This is a genomic window from Bradyrhizobium sp. BWC-3-1 (assembly GCF_032917965.1).
Taxonomy (GTDB): Bacteria; Pseudomonadota; Alphaproteobacteria; order Rhizobiales; family Xanthobacteraceae; genus Bradyrhizobium; species Bradyrhizobium canariense_D.
Genome location: NZ_CP136625.1, coordinates 7,097,972 through 7,115,532, shown reverse-complemented (window position 1 = coordinate 7,115,532; position 17,561 = coordinate 7,097,972). Strand labels below are relative to the sequence as shown.

Annotated in this window: 18 protein-coding genes; 12 read left to right on the top strand and 6 right to left on the bottom strand. The window is 65.0% G+C overall.

Annotated features, from left to right (window positions below):
- The first annotated feature begins 13 nt into the window (after positions 1 to 13).
- Positions 14 to 994, top strand: coding sequence for a hydroxymethylbilane synthase (hemC, locus tag RX329_RS34295; RefSeq protein WP_247299617.1), 981 nt, complete (start codon positions 14 to 16; stop codon positions 992 to 994).
- A gap of 202 nt (positions 995 to 1,196) precedes the next feature.
- Here the strand turns inward: hemC and hemE are convergent, their stop codons facing one another.
- Complete coding sequence (gene hemE, locus RX329_RS34290) at positions 1,197 to 2,231, bottom strand: uroporphyrinogen decarboxylase (RefSeq protein ID WP_247338853.1); 1,035 nt, start codon at positions 2,229 to 2,231, stop codon at positions 1,197 to 1,199.
- Positions 2,232 to 2,341: 110 nt separating this feature from the next.
- Here hemE and RX329_RS34285 point away from each other — a divergent pair, with 110 nt between their 5' ends.
- Both RX329_RS34285 and RX329_RS34280 read left to right on the top strand, forming a co-directional pair.
- On the top strand, positions 2,342 to 2,557 hold the full coding sequence (locus RX329_RS34285) for a hypothetical protein (protein WP_007595236.1): 216 nt from the start codon (positions 2,342 to 2,344) through the stop codon (positions 2,555 to 2,557).
- 171 nt (positions 2,558 to 2,728) lie between these two features.
- Positions 2,729 to 4,633, top strand: a complete 1,905-nt coding sequence (locus RX329_RS34280) for a diguanylate cyclase (protein ID WP_018455016.1) — start codon at positions 2,729 to 2,731, stop codon at positions 4,631 to 4,633.
- 6 nt (positions 4,634 to 4,639) lie between these two features.
- Here RX329_RS34280 and RX329_RS34275 read toward each other — a convergent pair whose 3' ends face one another.
- Together RX329_RS34275 and RX329_RS34270 are read right to left on the bottom strand one after the other, a co-directional pair.
- Entirely contained in the window at positions 4,640 to 4,858 is a 219-nt protein-coding gene (locus RX329_RS34275; RefSeq protein ID WP_007606917.1) for a SlyX family protein, read from the bottom strand.
- Positions 4,848 to 5,630 carry a rhodanese-related sulfurtransferase gene (locus tag RX329_RS34270; RefSeq protein WP_317244934.1) on the bottom strand — a complete coding sequence of 261 codons (783 nt, stop codon included), beginning with the start codon at positions 5,628 to 5,630 and terminating at the stop codon, positions 4,848 to 4,850. The genes RX329_RS34275 and RX329_RS34270 overlap by 11 nt, the downstream gene beginning before the upstream one ends.
- Positions 5,631 to 5,814: 184 nt before the next feature.
- Here RX329_RS34270 and ggt point away from each other — a divergent pair, with 184 nt between their 5' ends.
- From ggt to RX329_RS34245, 5 genes are all read left to right on the top strand, one after another.
- Positions 5,815 to 7,401, top strand: a complete 1,587-nt coding sequence (gene ggt, locus RX329_RS34265) for a gamma-glutamyltransferase (protein ID WP_247299611.1) — start codon at positions 5,815 to 5,817, stop codon at positions 7,399 to 7,401.
- 169 nt (positions 7,402 to 7,570) lie between these two features.
- A complete protein-coding gene (locus tag RX329_RS34260) occupies positions 7,571 to 8,185 on the top strand; it encodes a (2Fe-2S)-binding protein (protein ID WP_247299610.1) in 615 nt (204 codons plus the stop codon).
- Positions 8,186 to 8,189: 4 nt separating this feature from the next.
- On the top strand, positions 8,190 to 9,206 hold the full coding sequence (locus tag RX329_RS34255; protein WP_317244933.1) for a xanthine dehydrogenase family protein subunit M: 1,017 nt from the start codon (positions 8,190 to 8,192) through the stop codon (positions 9,204 to 9,206).
- 2 nt (positions 9,207 to 9,208) lie between these two features.
- Positions 9,209 to 11,500 (top strand): xanthine dehydrogenase family protein molybdopterin-binding subunit, encoded by a 2,292-nt coding sequence (locus RX329_RS34250; protein WP_247299606.1) that lies wholly within the window; start codon positions 9,209 to 9,211, stop codon positions 11,498 to 11,500.
- 60 nt (positions 11,501 to 11,560) lie between these two features.
- Positions 11,561 to 12,025, top strand: coding sequence for an FKBP-type peptidyl-prolyl cis-trans isomerase (locus tag RX329_RS34245; protein ID WP_026232858.1), 465 nt, complete (start codon positions 11,561 to 11,563; stop codon positions 12,023 to 12,025).
- 58 nt (positions 12,026 to 12,083) lie between these two features.
- On the opposite strand, the gene RX329_RS34240 is transcribed toward RX329_RS34245, so the two are convergent.
- Positions 12,084 to 12,302, bottom strand: coding sequence for a CsbD family protein (locus RX329_RS34240; RefSeq protein ID WP_007606928.1), 219 nt, complete (start codon positions 12,300 to 12,302; stop codon positions 12,084 to 12,086).
- A gap of 126 nt (positions 12,303 to 12,428) precedes the next feature.
- On the opposite strand from RX329_RS34240, the gene RX329_RS34235 reads away from it, so the two are divergent.
- The 3 genes from RX329_RS34235 to RX329_RS34225 all read left to right on the top strand — a co-directional run bounded on the left by RX329_RS34235 (position 12,429) and on the right by RX329_RS34225 (position 14,032).
- Positions 12,429 to 12,941, top strand: a complete 513-nt coding sequence (locus tag RX329_RS34235) for a cupin domain-containing protein (RefSeq protein WP_085349946.1) — start codon at positions 12,429 to 12,431, stop codon at positions 12,939 to 12,941.
- A 131-nt stretch (positions 12,942 to 13,072) separates the two neighbouring features.
- The gene (locus RX329_RS34230) at positions 13,073 to 13,501 is read left to right on the top strand and encodes a VOC family protein (RefSeq protein ID WP_026232857.1); all 429 of its coding nucleotides are present in this window, start codon (positions 13,073 to 13,075) and stop codon (positions 13,499 to 13,501) included.
- 42 nt (positions 13,502 to 13,543) lie between these two features.
- Positions 13,544 to 14,032, top strand: coding sequence for a VOC family protein (locus RX329_RS34225; protein ID WP_317244932.1), 489 nt, complete (start codon positions 13,544 to 13,546; stop codon positions 14,030 to 14,032).
- Positions 14,033 to 14,187: 155 nt separating this feature from the next.
- Here RX329_RS34225 and RX329_RS34220 read toward each other — a convergent pair whose 3' ends face one another.
- Both RX329_RS34220 and RX329_RS34215 read right to left on the bottom strand, forming a co-directional pair.
- Positions 14,188 to 15,354, bottom strand: a complete 1,167-nt coding sequence (locus RX329_RS34220) for a hypothetical protein (RefSeq protein WP_317244931.1) — start codon at positions 15,352 to 15,354, stop codon at positions 14,188 to 14,190.
- Between the two features lie 2 nt (positions 15,355 to 15,356).
- On the bottom strand, positions 15,357 to 16,055 hold the full coding sequence (locus RX329_RS34215; RefSeq protein ID WP_317244930.1) for a FecR family protein: 699 nt from the start codon (positions 16,053 to 16,055) through the stop codon (positions 15,357 to 15,359).
- Between the two features lie 51 nt (positions 16,056 to 16,106).
- On the opposite strand from RX329_RS34215, the gene RX329_RS34210 reads away from it, so the two are divergent.
- Positions 16,107 to 17,537: a phospholipid carrier-dependent glycosyltransferase gene (locus RX329_RS34210; RefSeq protein ID WP_085352672.1), complete on the top strand. Its 1,431-nt coding sequence runs from the start codon at positions 16,107 to 16,109 to the stop codon at positions 17,535 to 17,537.
- Positions 17,538 to 17,561 lie beyond the last annotated feature (24 nt).

Below are 17,561 nucleotides of genomic sequence, written 5' to 3'. Positions count from 1 at the left end.
AGAGGATTTGGGCTTGGCTACGCGATTCAAGATCGGCACACGCAAGAGCGCGATGGCGCTGGCACAGACGGAAGAGATCGCGCGCCGCCTGACCGCCGTCATGCCCGATCTCGACGTCGAGATCGTCAAGTTCGACACCACGGGCGATCTCGACCAGACCAGCAAGCTGTTGCCCCATGGCGGCAAGGGCGGTGCCTTCGTGGCGCAGATCCGCGCCGCGGTGCTGTCGGGCGAACTCCAGGCGGCGATGCATTCGCTGAAGGACATGCCCGGCAACGAAGACACGCCCGGCCTCGTGATCGGCGCCACGCTCTCGCGCGATCCTCCCAACGACGCGCTGGTGCTGCGTGACGGCGTGACGCTGGAGGCGTTGCGCCAATCTCGTGGCAAGGGTTTCAAGATCGGCACCAACGCCGTCCGCCGCGCCGCCTATGCGCGGCGGTTGTTTCCGGACGTGGAGATCATCCACTTCCGCGGCGCCGCGGACACGCGCGTGCGAAAACTCGACAATGGCGAGAAGCAGCGCCTGCCGGATGGCGGCGCGGTGGGGCCTGCGGATGCGCTCATCATGGCGCGGTCCGGCCTCGACCGCGTCGGCCTTTCACAGCGCATCGCCTACGAGTTTACCGCAGCCGAGATGCTGCCGGCAGCGGGGCAGGGCATCGTCGCCGTCGAATGCGCCGCGCAGGACTGGCAGACGCGTCGCATCCTCGCATCGATCGACGATCCCGCTGCCCACGCCTGCGCCGATGCAGAGCGCGAGGTGCTGTGGGTGCTGAACGGCCATTGCAATTCGCCGGTGGCGGGCTTTTCGACCATTGCGGGTGATCAGATGTCGCTCACCGCGTCCGTGCTCGATCTCTCCGGCAACACCATCATCGAAGCCTTGCGTTCGGGCCCCGCCAATCGCCCACGCGAACTCGGCCGTGCGGTGGGACTGGATCTGCTGGCCAAGGGCGCCGCGGAGATCATCGAGCGCAGCCGGCCGCGCTAAGTCGGCCGCGAGGCGGGCATCGGTGGATGACGGCATCATGCGCCTGTTTTGCCCGACGGGTCAAATGTTGGCGCGCTCTGATGCGATGACGGCGCACCTGATTTCAGTCCGCCCTAAGTCATTGATCGGGCGTGGCCTCTCTACTGTGCATGGGGTTGTTTTCGCGTTTTTTTGTTTTTCCGCTCCCCAGGCGCAAAATAAATCAGCCCCGAACCCGCTTCAGCATCTGCTCGACATGGGCGATCGGCGTCTCCGGCTGGATGCCGTGGCCGAGATTGAAGATGAACCGCCCTTGCGCGAAATTCGCCAGCGTGTCGTCGACCGCGCGGTCGAGCGCGGCGCCGCCTGTGATCAGCACCAGTGGATCGAGATTGCCCTGAACCGCAACCTTGCTCTGCACGCGCTCGCGGATGAAGGCCGGCTCCGCGGTCCAGTCGATGCTGACGGCGTTGACGCCGGTCGCCTCGACGAACCCGGGCAGTTGCGCACCGGCACCGCGCGGAAAGCCGATGATCTTGGCGTCCGGCACCTTGGCGCGCACGCCTTCGACGATGCGCCGGGTCGGCTCGACCGACCAGCGCGCGAACTCGGAGGGTGGCAGCACGCCGGCCCAGGTGTCGAAGATCTGCAAGGCGTTGGCGCCGGCCGCAAGCTGCGCCAGCAGATATTCGATCGAGTTCTCGACCAGCACGTCGATGATAGCTGCGAACGCCTCCGGATGCCGGTAGGCCATCATCCGCGCCGGGGCCTGGTCGGGCGTACCCTGGCCGGCGACCATGTAGGTCGCCACCGTCCACGGAGCGCCGCAGAAGCCGATCAGCGCGATCTTGGGATCGAGCGCGCTGCGCACGATCTTGAGGGCCTCGAACACCGGCGCGAGCTTGCCGAAATCGGCGTGCTTCGCCAGTGTTGCGACCTTGGCGGGATCATCCAGCGGTTCGAGCCGCGGACCCTCGCCGACCTCGAAGCGCACGGAACGTCCGAGCGCATAGGGGATCACCAGGATGTCGGAGAAGATGATCGCCGCATCGAAGCCGAACCTCCGGATCGGTTGCAGCGTCACCTCGGCGGCAAGCTCCGGGTTGAAGCAGAGATCGAGAAAGCCGCCGGCCTTGGCGCGCACCTCGCGATATTCGGGCAAGTAACGGCCGGCCTGCCGCATCATCCAGATCGGCGGAACGACCTGCCGCGGGCCGGAGAGGACGTCGATGAATGGTTTGGTCGCAGACTGGGGCACGAACGGTCCTGAAGATGGTTAGGGCTCCTGATACACCGCCACGGCCCGAAGCGGAACAGGGGAACCAAGCGCAATTGGGCCGCGTTGACCAGCCAACGGAGGACGAGACCATGGCTGAGACATTCAACCCCGCGCCGCATGACAAGCACGCCGACGATCTGCACGAAGCGCTCGCCGCCGACCGCCACGCCAAGCTCGACGCCGGTCTGAAAGATACCTTCCCGGCGTCCGACCCCGTGAGCGCCGCCCAGCCGACGCCCTCGAAGGCCGATGCGGAGGCCGACAATCCCTCGCTCTGGGACAAGGTTAAGGCGATCTTCAGCTAAGGCGGAGAGCGCCGGATTCCGATAGGTTTGCTAATGCCTTGTTAGCGATGCGCTGATTCCGGCGTCCGTACGACTACGGAAAGCCGGGGACATCACTGCATATTTCTCCCGGTGTTTCAGAGTTCAATAACAGAAGCAGCAGAGTTTCCGGTCATCGGAGAATTCTGCTGCATGAGTGCTGTGACCCAAAGAGCCGGATGGAGCCGCCTGCCGCTGCGGGCGGCTGCGTTCGTCGCGCTGACCTGCGTGGCCATCCTCGGCGTCAGCGGCTGGCGGGAATGGGCGGCCCGCGACGCGGTGCTCAAGGGCGCCGAGGCAGAAATGGCGAACGTTGCGCGCTCGCTGACGCAACATGCCGAGGACAGCCTCGATCTCCTGGATTCAGGCGTCGTCGGCGTCGTCAGCCGGCTGGAGATGGACGGCAGTGAGCCGGCCACGATCGCCAAGCTCCGAAACCTGCTGGAGGCGCGAAAGAAGGCGATAGAGCGCATCCATAGCCTCGCCATCATCGACGAGCGCGGCAACTGGTTGACCTCGCCTGGCACGATCGGCTCGACGCTCAATGACGACGCGTTCTTCCGCTATCACCAGCTCTCGCCGAAACGGGAACCCCATGTCGGCCGCCCCGTGAAGAGCCTGCTCGACGGCGAGTGGGTCGTCACCCTGTCGCGCCGTTTCAACAAGCTGGACGGCAGCTTCGGCGGCGTGGTGCTCGCGACCATCAGCTCGGGATATCTCTCGCATTTCTACGAACAGTTCGAGATCGGCCGCAACAGCTCGGTGGCGCTGACGCACGGCGACGGCCTGATCATCGCGCGTAACCCCAGCAACGACAGGTTCGTCGGTCGCAGCGTTGCCGATACGCCGCTGTTCCGCGATACCGCCTTGCAGCGGCCGGGCGGCGCCTACCATTTCAAGTCGCCGCTCGACGGTGCCGACCGGGTCAGCTTCTTCAAGCGCTCCGGCCGTTATCCGCTGGTCCTGCTCGCCACCGTCGACAAGGCCGAATTGCTGGCGCCCTGGCGTGCTGCGGCGATCTCCCGCATGCTCTACGTGCTCGCGCTGGTCATGCTGATCGCGATCATCGGTGCGGTGCTGGTGCGGCAGCTGCAACGGGGCCAGAGTATGGCGGCCGCGCTGGTCGAGAAGGAAGCGCATTTCCGGCTGCTTGCCGAAGGCTCCAGTGACATGGTGACCCGTATCGGGCTCGACGAGCGGCTGCGCTATGTCTCGCCGTCATCGATTGGCGTCGTTGGCTGGCGCGCCAATCAACTGATCGGTACCCTCGCGCTGGCCGGCATTCACCCGGACGACCGGCCGCAGGTCCAGGCCCTCGTCGACGCCATGAAGCGCGGCGATGCGGAGGAGGCGCGGGTCACCTATCGCAATGTGCACCGGCAGAACTCGGAAGTCTGGCTCGAATCGACCATGCGGGTGACCCGCAAGGAGAATGGCCGCGTCGACGGCGTGGTCGCGATCTCGCGCGACATCACCGAGCAGAAGAAGCTCGAGACCCGGCTCGAAACGCTCGCGATCGAAGACAGCCTCACCGGGCTTGCCAATCGCCGCCGCTTCGATGAACGATTGAAGGAGGAGTGGGCGCGTGCCTATCGCGAGCGCTCCAGCCTCTCTTTGCTGATGATCGACGTCGACCACTTCAAGTCTTACAACGACGACTACGGCCATCCCGCGGGCGATGCCTGCCTCCGGCAGGTGGCCCAGATCATCGCTGCTGAGGCGCAGCGTTCCGGCGATCTTGCGGCGCGTTACGGCGGCGAGGAGTTCGCCATGTTGTTGCCGAACACCGACGCTGCGGGCTGCGCCCTGATCGGCGACCGGATTCGACGGGCAATCCGTGATGCGGGCCTGGTCCACACCAGCAACCATGTGGCTGGCTGCGTCACCGCTTCGCTCGGCGGTGCTGCGTGCCGGCCGGCGCTGGAGCGCACGGCCGGCGTCACCTCGCTGGTCGAGGCCGCCGACCAGGCGCTCTATGCCGCCAAGGAGGCCGGGCGCAACCGGCTGATGATGTCGGGCGAGGTGAGTAACCTTCTTCTCAAGGCGTCCGGTCAGTAAGCCCGCTCAATAATGCGGCGGACGCTCATTGGCGGCTCCCGGCGCATTCGCCTCGGCCTCCTGCAGCCGCTCGCCGAGCTCTGCGATTCTCCGCGTCAGCGCGTCGATCTGCTTCCACTGCGCGGTGATGGTCTGGTTCAGCGTCTCAATCGCGTCGTCCTGATAGGCGAGGCGGGTCTCCAGCGTGTCGATGCGCTCGCCGAGCGTCTTGATCTCATTCGTCACGTGCCGCGTCCTTGTCCCGTTCGCGCAATCCAAATTCTTGCAAACCAAGTTGTTGCAAACCGTGGCCGAGCGCGACACGCTCATCGAACACGAAGCATTCGCCGCGCCAGCGACTCTGAGCCTCCGGCACCTCTTCCAGATATTTGAGAACGCCGCCCTTGAGGTGATAGACCTCGGCAAAGCCGCGCGCGAGCAGGTGTGCGCTCGCCTTCTCGCAGCGGATGCCGCCGGTGCAGAACATCGCGATTCTGCGGTGTCTGGCGGGATCGAGCTGCTCGGCCGCAAAATCTTTGAACTGGCCAAAGCTCCTGATGCCGGGGTCGAGCGCGCCCTCGAACGTCCCCATCGCCACCTCGAAGGCGTTCCTGGTGTCGAGCACCAGCGTATCCGGCGCTTCGATGAGCGCGTTCCATTCGGCCGCATCGACATAGGTGCCGACCTGCCGCGTCGGGTCGGCGCTTTCGTCGCCGAGCGTGACGATCTCCTTCTTCAACCGCACCTTGAGCCGGCCGAATGGCATCGTCTCGGCGGTCGAGAACTTCAATTCGAGATTGTTCAACCTGCCGCCGAACATGTCGCCGTGAGCGAGCTCTTGGGTAAGCGCGTCGATCGCCTCGCCCGCGCCCGCGACCGTGCCGTTGATGCCCTCCTGCGCGAGCAGCACGCTGCCCTTCAGCTCCAGGCCGGCGCAGAACGCGCGCAGCGGCTCGCGCAGCTCGCGGTAATCGGGCAGGGCGGCGAATTGGTAGAAGGCGGCGACCTTGTAAATCATGGCGCCCGTTTAGCAGGCGGGGCTCGCCCGGAAAACCCGCATCGAGCAGCTCTATTCCCGGCGGATGGCAGCCATTTCCCTGGCATGCCAGCATTGCCCCGGCCGGCCGGAATGTGTCATGTAGGCCCGGTTTTTCCGAGATGGCGCGCCATCCGCACCAGACGCCCAATGAGAGCAGAATTCGATGAGAAACTTCCATTTCCCCGGCAGGTCCACGGTCCACGCCACCAACGCGATGGTGGCGACCTCGCATCCGCAGGCGTCGCTTGCCGCGATCGAGGTGCTGCGCGAGGGCGGCACGGCGGTGGACGCGGCCGTCGCGGGTTCGGCCATTCTCGGCGTGATCGAGCCGCAATCGACCGGCATCGGCGGCGACTGCTTTGCGCTGATCCAGCCGCGCGGCGAGGGCAAGATCATCGCCTATAACGGCTCCGGCCGCGCCCCGAAGGCGGCGAACGCCGATTGGTATCTCGAGCGCAAGATCAACTCCGTGCCGCTGACCTCGGCGCATTCGGTCTCGATCCCCGGCGTGATCGACGCCTTTGCAACCGTCTTGCGCGATCACGGCAAGTTCGGCTTCGACCGGCTGCTTCAGCCCGCGATCAAGGCGGCCGAGGAAGGCTACGTCGTCGCCCCCCGCATCGCCTTCGACTGGAAGAACCAGTTCGAGAAGCTGAAGGCCGGCACCAACACGGAGCGGTATCTGCTGCCGCACGGCAAGCCGCCGGTGGCCGGCGACGTCATCCGCCAGGCCGAGCTCGGCAAGACGCTGCGGGCGATCGCCAAGGACGGCCGCGACGCCTTCTACAAGGGCCCGATCGCGGAAGACATGGTGGAGACCCTGCGCGGGATCGGCGGCCTGCACACGATCGACGATTTCGCCGCGCACACCACTGAGACGACGACGCCGATCGGCACCATGTACAAGGGCTATGACGTCTGGCAGTGCCCGCCGAACGGACCCGGCCTCACCATGCTGCTGATGCTGAACATCCTGTCGCGTTTCGACCTGACGAAATACGCGCCGCTCAGCATCGAGCGCTTCCACCTCGAAGCCGAGGCCGCGCGCATCGCCTACATGCATCGCGAGCTGCATGTCGCCGATCCCGAGCATATGCAGATCGAGGTCGCCAGGATCCTCGCCAAGGAATACTGCAACGAGCACATCGACAAGATCCGCATGGACGGCATGCTCGACCTGCCGAACGTCGCGCCGCCGATGAACCCGTCGACCATCTACATCACCGTCGTGGACAAGGACCGCAACGTCTGCTCCTTCATCAACTCGGTTGCGCATTCCTTCGGCTCGGCGATCGTCTCGAACAAGACCGGCATTTTGCTCCAGAACCGCGCCGGCGGCTTCCGCATCCAGCCCGGCCACCCGAATTGCATCGCCGGCGACAAGCGTCCACTGCACACGATCATGCCAAGCCTGCTCACCAAGGGCGGCCGTTCCGTGATGCCGTTCGCGGTGATGGGCGGACAATATCAGCCGGTTGGCCAGACCCATGTGGTGACCAACATTCTCGATTATGGCTGCGACGTGCAGGAGGCGATCGATATGCCGCGCGGCCTGCATTATGAAGGTCAGTACCAGCTCGAGGACAGCGTGCCGGCCGCCATTGTCGAAGGCCTGAAGAAGCTCGGCCACAAGACCACCAGCGTCGTCGGTCCGCTCGGCGGCGCGCAGGCGATCTGGATCGACTGGGACAAGGGCACGCTCACCGGCGGTTCCGATCCGCGCAAAGACGGTTGCGCGCTCGGATACTGACCACCGCGCACGGAGTTCCCCGCGCGAGATCAGGAAAAGTTGACGAAGGGCGACGCGGCATTTGCTGCGTCGCCCTTTCTCGTTCGGAACGGAGCTCATTGCTTCAGGTTAAGGGCCGATGAGCGGTGCAGGCGTGCGCTGCTCTTGCTCGAAGCGGCGGAGGCCCTCCATGTCCGAAAAATCAGGTTCCGGACCGTCCGGATTCGATCGGCGCGCCTTCATGGCCGGCGTTGCCGGCAGCGCGCTGGTCCCCATGACGGCGCGTGCGGCCGCGCAGGATGCGAGCGTGTCGGCCGCCCAGGATCCGGCGCTTCCTGTCGATGTCACGCTGCGGGTCAACGGCAAGGACAAGCGCCTGCGCATCGACGCCCGCACGACGGTGCTCGACGCGCTGCGGGAGCATCTCAAGCTCACCGGCAGCAAAAAGGGCTGCGACCACGGCCAATGTGGTGCCTGCACGGTACTGATCGACGACCGGCGCGTGGTGTCGTGCCTGACGCTCGCGCTCGCGGCCGAGGGGCAGGAGATCACCACGATCGAGGGCCTTGCCACCGACGATCATTTGCATCCGATGCAGCAGGCCTTCGTCGACAACGATGCGTTTCAATGCGGCTATTGTACGCCGGGCCAGATCATGTCCGCCGTGGCCTGCGTCCAGGAGGGGCATGCGGGCAGCGAGGCCGACATCCGCGAATACATGAGCGGCAACATCTGCCGCTGCGCCGCCTATCCCAACATCGTCGCCGCCGTGAAGCAGGCCGCGCCCGAGATCATGAAAGGCTAAGCGCATGCGACCGTTTTCGTATCAAAAGGCAACAGACCCCGACATGGCCGTGCAGGCGCTCAGCGCTGCCGCGGCTGCGAACAATCCGCTGACCAAGGCTACAGCGCAGCCGCTCGCGGGCGGCACCACTCTGATCGATCTGATGAAGCTCGACGTGATGCGGCCCGCCGCGATCGTCGATATCAATCCGCTGGCGCGGGGCTGGTCGGCGATCGAGCCCGGCAGTGACGGCTTGCGGCTCGGCGCGCTCGCGAAGATGTCCGACGTGGCCGCGCATGCCGAGATCCAGCGCCACTATCCGGTGATCGCGAATTCCCTGAAGCTCGCCGCCAGCGCCCAGCTGCGCAACATGGCGACGCTCGGCGGTAACGTGATGCAGCGAACGCGTTGCAGCTATTTCCGCGACGTTTCCTGTGAGAATTGCAACAAGCGCAATCCTGGTTCGGGCTGTGCCGCCATGGACGGCGTCAATCGCATGCATGCGGTGCTCGGTACGTCCGATCAGTGCATCGCGACCTATCCCGGCGATTTTGCGCAGGCGCTGATCGCGCTCGATGCGATGGTCGAGATTACCGGCAGGTCCGGAACGCGCAACCTGCCGTTTGCGGATTTGCACAAGGCACCCGGCAGGACGCCCGACATCGAGACCACGCTTCGGCCCGGTGAGCTGATCTCTGCGTTCTCCGTTCCCGGCCGCTGGCCGCGCTCGGTGTATCTCAAGGCGCGCGACCGGCAGTCCTACGAGTTCGCGCTGTCGTCGGCTGCGGTCGCGCTCGACGTGCAGGATGGCACGATCAGGGACGCGCGTGTCGCGCTCGGCGGCGTCGCCACCGTGCCGTGGCGGGCGCGCGAGGCGGAGGCGCTGCTGAAGGGACAGAAATTCGACGACGGTCTGGCGCAGCGTGTGGCCGATGCCGCGTTTGCGGACGCCAGGGGCCGCCAGCACAACAGCTTCAAGATCGCGCTCGGCAAGCGCGTGGTGGCGCGCGCGCTCCAGCAGGCCGTAACGATGGAGATCTGATCATGACCGCTGCAGCTCCCGAGCCGAAAGCGAACATGGGCAAGCCGGTGCCGCGCTATGACGCGGCCGCAAAGGTCACGGGCCGGGCGACATATGCGTCCGACATGCCGCTCGACAATCCAGCTTACGCGTTCCTGGTCACCAGCGCCATCGCCAAGGGCCGCATCGACAGTTTCGATCTCGACGATGCCAAGCGGGTCCGCAGCGTGATCGACATCGTCACGCACGAGAACGCTCCGAAGCTGAAGGAATCGAAACTGTTCAGCAATGGCGGCTATGCCGGCACCACGATCCAGCCGCTGAAATCGGCCGACATCGCCCATGACGGCCAGATCATCGCCGTCGTCATCGCCGAGAGTTACGAGGCGGCGCGCGAGGCCGCCAATCGCGTCAAGGTCAGCTACACGGCCGCGGCGCCGAGTGCGAGCTTCGACTCGCCGGGGACCACCACGGCAGCGGCAAAGGGGCAGAACGCACAGTTCAAGGAAGACCCGGAGGTCGGCGATTTCGCCAAGGCGTTCGACGCGGCCGAGGTCAAGCTCACCGCCTCCTATGAAACGCCGACCCAGCACCACAATCCGATGGAGCTGTTTACGACGAGCTGCGCCTGGATGGGCGACGAGCTCGTCGTCTACGAGGGCAGCCAGTACGTCTACGGCCTGAAGAACGGCGTCGCCGAGCAGCTCGGTATCGACGCCGACAAGGTCCGTGTCGTCAATCCCTATGTCGGCGGCGGCTTTGGTTCGCGCGGCTCGATGACGCCGCGGACCGCCGTCATCGCCGGCATCGCCAAACGCCTGAACCGGCCGATCAAGCTGGTGCCGACGCGCGACCAGGGTTTCACCATCGCGACCCATCGCGCCGAGACGCGCCATGAGATCAGGCTTGGTGCGGGTCGGGACGGCAAGCTGGTGGCTTTGAGGCACGACGGCGCGGAGGTTTCGTCGCGTCCGGATGCCTATTGCGTCGGCGGCACCAAGACGACGACGCGGCTCTATGCCTGCCCGAACGTCGCAAGTCTGGTGTCGATCGTGCGCGCCGACCGCAATACGCCTGGCTTCATGCGCTCGCCGCCGGAGGTGCCGTATCTCTTCGCGCTGGAGAGCGCGATGGACGAGCTCGCTGTGAAGCTGAACATGGACCCCGTCGAGCTCCGCCGCATCAACGACACCACCGTCGAGCCGATCGGCGGCAAGCCCTATACATCGCGGTCATTGATGGCGTGCTTCGACGAGGCCGCGAAGGCGTTCGGCTGGTCGCAGCGCTCGCCGCAGCCGAAATCGATGTCGGACGGCGACTGGCTGGTCGGCTATGGCTGTGCCGCTACCTGCTATCCGACGCAGATGGCGCCCTCTGCCGCGCGCGTCCGCCTCCAGCGCGACGGCCGTACCCGGGTCGAGATCGCCGGTCACGAGATCGGCACCGGTGCGTATACCGTCATCGCCCAGACCGCGGCCGAGCGGCTCGGCGTGCCCCTGGAGAAGGTCGCGGTCTTCCTGGGTGACAGCGATCTGCCGCCGGCGCCCGTTGCCGGCGGTTCGAACTCGACTGCCAGCACCTGCTCGGCGGTGATGATGGTGTGCGACCGCATTCGCCAAAGGCTGTTCAAGGCCGTGATGCCGAGCGAAAGCCTCGCCGACAAGGCCAAGGAGACTGTCGGCATCAGCCAGGCGCCGAGCACGCAGGCGGCGCAGAGCGATCGTCCACTCGATCTCGAGAGGGCCTTCGACGCGCTCGGCGTCGGCATCGTCGAGGAATACGGCGAGTGGAAGCCCGAAGGCGCGCCGCTGGATTCCTTCACGGCCATGCACAGCGGGCACGCGCGGCTCGTCGGTGGCCATCAGATGAAAGACAAGATCGCCTATGCCTTCGGTGCTGAGTTCGTCGAGGTCCGCGTCAACCGCTTTACCCATGAAATCCGCTGCCCCCGGCTGGTGGGAGCGTTTGCGGCGGGCCGCATCATGAATCCGCGCACGGCGCGCAGCCAGCTCATGGGCGGCCTGATCTGGGGCATGTCCTCGGCGCTGCTGGAGGCCACCGAGATCGACGAGCGCAATGCACGCTACGTCAACGATAATCTCGCCGACTATCTCGTGCCCGTGAATGCCGACGTGCCCGGTGTCGAAGTGATCCTGCTCTCCGAGCAGGACGACCGTATCAACCCGGCCGGCGTGAAAGGCCTTGGCGAGCTCGCCAATGTCGGCACCAATGCGGCGATCTGCAATGCGATCTATCACGCCACGGGCCAGCGCATCCGCAAGCTGCCCGTGCGGCTCGAAAATATCGAGGTGTGAGGGGTGGAAACGGCGTCAGCGTTGCGCTAGACACCTTGCGCCTCAAACGGAAGGTCTCTTATGCAGCGTTTACAGCGCATGCTCCTCGCCATCATGTCGGCACTCGCGATCACCGTGATCGCCGGCGTGTCCGATTTCGTTTCCACCACGGCCTCGGCCCAGACCGCAGGGAAGACCATGACAACAGCTTCAGGTTTGCAGATTACCGATAGCGTCGCCGGCACCGGAGCTTCGCCCAAGCCGGGCCAGATCTGCGTGATGCACTACACCGGCTGGCTCTACGAGAACGGCCAGAAGGGCAAGAAATTCGACTCGTCGGTCGACCGCAACGAGCCGTTCGAATTCCCGATCGGCAAGGGCCGCGTCATCGCCGGCTGGGACGAGGGTGTTGCCTCCATGAAGGTCGGCGGCAAGCGCACGCTGATCATTCCGCCGCAGCTCGGCTATGGCGCCCGGGGCGCAGGCGGCGTGATCCCGCCGAACGCGACGCTGATGTTCGACGTGGAATTGCTCGGGGTGAAGTAAGCCCGCAAACAAAAAGACCGGCCTCTCGGCCGGTCTTTTCGCATTCAGTGCGACGCCGTTACTCCGTCGCGCGCTTGGCCGCAGCGGCTGCGCGATCAACCGCGTCCTTCGCGGCGTCCTTGGCGTCGCCCATGGCCTGCTGGCCCTTGCCCTTCACTTCCTGGACTGCACCTTCACCCTTCAGGCGCTCGGATCCAGTGGCTTCACCGACGCCCTGCTTGGCCTTGCCCATTGCCTCGTTTGCGGTGCCCTTGATCTTGTCGGTCGTGCTACCCATGAAACTCTCCTGCGGTTTGCTCGCCAAGACAACGTTCGACGGTTATGAGGGTTCCGATTTTGTTATGGCTCGATGTCGCGGCTTTGGGTTAGTTTGCCGCACACGAACCAATAGAAAGCAAGTCCCATGACCGGCCATGACCATTCGCATTCCCACCATGACCACGATCACCACGATCGCTGGAAACATGACGGCGTGCGCGTCATTCCCGGCAACCAGCTCGATACCAACGTTCCGTCGACGGCGGGCATGGACCGCGCGGCCGCGATCAATTTCGCGCGCGTCGGTGCGCAGAAATTGTGGGCGGGCACGGTCAGCATCAAGCCCGACGCCAAGACCGGCGCGCATCACCACGGCCATCTCGAAAGCGTGATCTATGTGGTGAAGGGCAAGGCGCGGATGCGCTGGGGCGAGAGCCTGCAATTCACTGCAGAGGCCGGCCCCGGTGACTTCATTTTCGTGCCGCCCTACGTGCCCCATCAGGAGATCAACGCCAGCGCGGACGAGGTGCTGGAATGCGTGCTGGTGCGCAGCGACGGCGAGGCGGTGGCGATCAACCTCGATATCGAGCCGGTCGAGAAGCCAGAGACCGTCCTGTGGGTCGATCCCATTCACCGCGATCCGAACGAGAAGAAGTGAGGATCGCCTGAAAGCCAGCGGGTTCTGTGTGACAGAACCTCGCGGGCAGGGCTCCAAAAAAGATCCGGAAGCCGTGTCGGATCGCCGCTTGGCTGTCCGTCCTTGGGCAGAACCCCGCCCAAGGAGCTCCGATGCCCAGGATGATTTTCCTCAATCTGCCCGTGACCGACCTCAAGCGCGCCACTGCCTTTTACGAGGCGGTCGGTGCGACCAGGAACCCGCAATTCAGCGACGAAACAGCGAGCTGCATGGTCTTTTCCGAGACCATCTACGCGATGCTGACGACCCACGAGAAATTCCGGCAGTTCACGCCGAAGCCGATCTCGGATGCAAAGACCTCAAACCAGGCGCTGTTCTGCCTGTCCGCCGATAGCCGGACCGAGGTCGACGATATCGTCAGCAAGGCCGCGGCTGCAGGCGGGGTGGCCGATCCCAGCCCGAAGGACGAATACAGCTTCATGTACGGCCGCAGCTTCGAGGATCCGGACGGCCACATGTGGGGCGTGAACTGGATGGACATGGCAGCCTTCGCGGCGCAGTCCGACATGGCGAACGCCTGATCTAACCCCACAACAGCAAGAAACCGAAGAGGAGCATTCAAGATGTCCAAGGTCGTTCCCTGCATGTGGTTCAACGGCGATGCCGAGGAAGCCGCGAAGTTCTACGTCTCGCTCGTGCCGAATTCGGCGATCACGCATGTTCAGCGCAACGTTTCAGATGGCCCGTCCGGCAAGGAAGGCTCCGTGCTCGTCGTCGAATTCTCGGTGGCGGGACAGCCTTTGGTCGCGCTCAACGGCGGCATGAAAATGGAATACACCCACGCGATCTCGCTGATGATCCATTGCGACGATCAGGCCCAGGTCGACAGCGTCTGGAGTGCGTTCCTGGCCCATGGCGGCAAGGAAGAGCAGTGCGGCTGGCTCAGGGATCGCTGGGGCGTGGCCTGGCAGGTGGTGCCGAAGGTGATGTTCGAATTCCTCTCGAGCCCAGACAAGGCGGCTGCCGCACGCGCGATGCAGGCCATGATGAAGATGGTGAAACTGGACGTGGAGGCGCTGCGGCGGGCGTTCGAGGGCAAGTTGGCGGCGTGAAGGGCGTCCCCTTGCCACATCCTCACTGTCATCGCCCGGCTTGACCGGGCGATCCAGTACGCCGAGACGGTCGTTGGTCAATCGATAGGCCGCGGCGTACTGGATGCCCCGGTCGAGCCGGGGCATGACAGCGGAATCTGAGCGAAGGCCCGCCGCTAATAATTGATCCGCAGCCCCACGCCGCCATGGATGGTGTTACCCACCGGCTGCGGGCCGAGCGTGCCGTTGGCGAACAGGTCGACGATCCAGCCCTTCTGCACGCGGAAGCCGAGCCGGCCGCCATATTCGAACCAGCCCTGGTTACCCATGGTCGGCACCACCATGCCGTCACCGGTCACGGTGGCGACGATGCCGCTATGGCTGGCGAATGACTGCATCCAGCCACCATTGATGTTGGCCTCGATACTGCTGCCGTAGAGATGCGTCCACTGGCCGCCGATCTTGACCAGGCTGGTGCGGTCGGTGCCGGTCGCGATGCTGGCGTCGAACGGATTGAACGCCACTGCGCTGTCGGTATAGCCCGAGACACGCTGCCAGAGCTGCCAGACCTCGATCGAGGCGGCGACCTCGTCGCGGGGCGACACGCGGCTCATCCAGCCGGCGCGGCCATAAACGGCGTAGTTCGCGGCGTTGGTCGAACTCGTGACGTTCACCGGGCCGAGGCTGGTGTTGTAGCTGCGGGTGTAGCGCGCCTTCTCCCACGGCGTCAGGATCGTGCCGACGTCGAAGAACGGGCGCGACGAGCCCCAGTCGGTGAAATCATAGCGCAGCGCGAACGCGGCGATGGGAGCGCTTGTGATGTTGTAGCCGCCCTCGCTGTACTGCGTGTAGGCGATGCCGGCGAGCAGCGACAGATTGTTGGTCAGCTCCTTGCGGCCGTGGATGCCCGCTGAAAACGAGCCTGCGGAGCCGAACGCGCTGACGCAGTCGCTGCAATTGACCTGCTCGTTGACCCCGAGCAGCACCGTGCCGAGCACCCGGTTGGTGATCATCTGGTTGAAGCGCTGGTTGGCGAGGCCGCCGATCGAGCCGCCGCTGGAATCCGCGCCGGTCGGCCTCGGCGTCGGCGTTGGGCTCGGTGTCGGCGTCGGCGTCGGGCTCGGCGTGGAGGACGGATAAGGGCTCGGCGATGGCGAGGGGCTGTAGGTCGGCGTCGGCGAGGGTGAATAGCTCGGCGCCGGGGTGGGCGTCGGCCCTCCGCACTCGGACTCGCAAATCGTGGCGGCTGCCGCCGGACGGGCCTCGACCGCGATCAACGCAAACGCAGCCACGACGGTCAGCACGCTCGCGAGCATGAAGCGCCTGACGTTGAATACTTCCATCGTTAGCGCCCGCACAGCATGCCGTCGTCTTGGGCGGGCGTGATGGTCGGCGACGCGTCCGCATATTGGCTGACCGCGCACAGTCCCGCGCTCGCGGCGCAGGTCGCGGCAAAGGTCCAGGGCGGCGTATTGGTCTTACTGATGGAGATCTTGCCGCCGGTCGAGGTGATGATTGCGGTGTCGCCGGGCTGGGTGAGCTGCACGCATTGCTGGCTCGTCGTGCAGACGCTGGCGGCACCGTCCTGCAGCACGACGACCGAGCGGCCGCGCTGGGACAGGATATCGAGTGTGGTACCGCGCACGCCGATGGTCGCGAGCGGGGTCGTGATCTTGTAGGCGGTCTTCTCGGAATGTCCCGTGACGAAACGGAATGCGCCCGTCGTCATGCGGATCGCGACGTCGCGATAGCTGTGCTCGTCGTTGAAGACGGTGCGGTCGAGCTTGAGCGTCGCGCTCGGGCCGAGCGACAGATTGGTGCTGTCGGCCATCACGAAGCGAGCCGCGCTGCCGGCGCCGGTGCGCACGGTCTCGTCCCGCAGCATGCTGTCGCCGACGCTGATCGGCGTCGTGGTCGCGGCCACGCGAACGACTTCATTCTGGATCAAGACGGCTTCACCGACGCGCGTCTGGGCTTGGGCGCAAGGGGCCGCGCACAAGAGGGTCGACAACAGCGTGGAGAAAAGCCAGAAACGCAAATTCATTTCGCAACCGATCGATGTGTCCCTGATCGTACCGGATCACGCGCGCTTGCGATGTGGCGGAATTATCACAAGCAGCGCGAGACCTGCGTTATGCTTAGTGACAGTTGCGGCAGAATGCGTTCAATGAAAACCGCGATCTCTATTATTCTCCGCGGTGACGCAAAATTGCCACGCAAGACATCCCCACAAACGCGACTTGACTTGCCTGCGGTTCCGAAGGTGTCGCGGAGCGCAGTGATTGCTGTCGCGATTTTCCTGGTCGCGCATCTTGCCCTGCTGATTGGCCTGACGACGCCGGAGAAGTTCGTCTTCGACGAAGTGCACTACGTGCCGGCGGCGCGGCAGATGCTGGCACCAGCGGTGTCGCAATCGATGCTCAATCCGATGCATCCACCTTTGGCGAAAGAGCTGATCGCGCTATCGATCGCGGCCTTTGGCGACAGCGCGCTGGGCTGGCGCTATCCCGCGACATTGTTCGGCGCGCTCGCGATCGTCGCGATCTATCTGTGCGGCCTCGCGCTGTTCGCCGCGCAAGGGCCTGCGATCGCCGCCGCGCTGATCGCCGCCTGCAACCAGATGCTGTACGTGCAGGCGCGCGTCGCGATGCTCGACATTTTTGCACTCGGCTTCGGCCTGCTCGCGATTGCCGCCTTCATGCATGGCTTTCGAAAGGATCGTCCCCATGCATTATTCGCGGCTGCCGGCAGCCTGTTCGGCTGTGCCGCCGCCTGCAAATGGAGCGGCCTGTTTCCGCTCGGAATCTGCATCGTCATCGTCGCGGTGATCCGCCTGATGCAGGGCTGGCACACCCTGTTTGCCGACGCGAAGCCGGGGGATTGGTACCGGCCTGATCTCTGGCCCGACTTCAGATTACATCACGTCGTGCTCTGCTTCACTGTCCTGCCCGCGATGACATATCTTGCGGCCTTCGTCCCACTCTACGGCGTGTCGCTGCCGGATCTGGTCGAGGCGCAGCGCCGGATCTTCGCGGACAACACCACCACTGCCATCGCCGGCCACACTTATATGAGCGCCTGGCCGTCATGGCCGCTGCTCGCGCGCCCGGTGTGGTTCCTGTTCGACAAGACCGTGGACGACAATGTCTCCGCGATCGTCTTTCTCGGTAACCCCCTGGTGCTGTGGCCGACGCTGCTCGCGCTCGCCGTCGTGCTGCGCGATTTCGTCGTCGCGCGTCGCCGGGATGCGTTCCTGATCGCGGTCTTCTATTTCGGGTCCTGGCTCGCCTGGGCGTTGCTGCCGCGTACGCTCGCCTTCATCTATTACTATCTGCCGGCTGCGACCGTGGCGTCGCTCGCGCTGGTCTACGTGCTGCGGCGGGACGGTCTACCGGGCTGGCTGTTGTGGGCCTATGTCGGGGTCGTCGCGATCGGCTTTGCCGCCATGCTGCCGATCTCGGCGGCCTTCGTCGGCACATCGATGCAGACCTTCAATCGGCTGATGCTCTTCCAAAGCTGGATATGAAATCGCCGCCCGCCGGGAGAACGG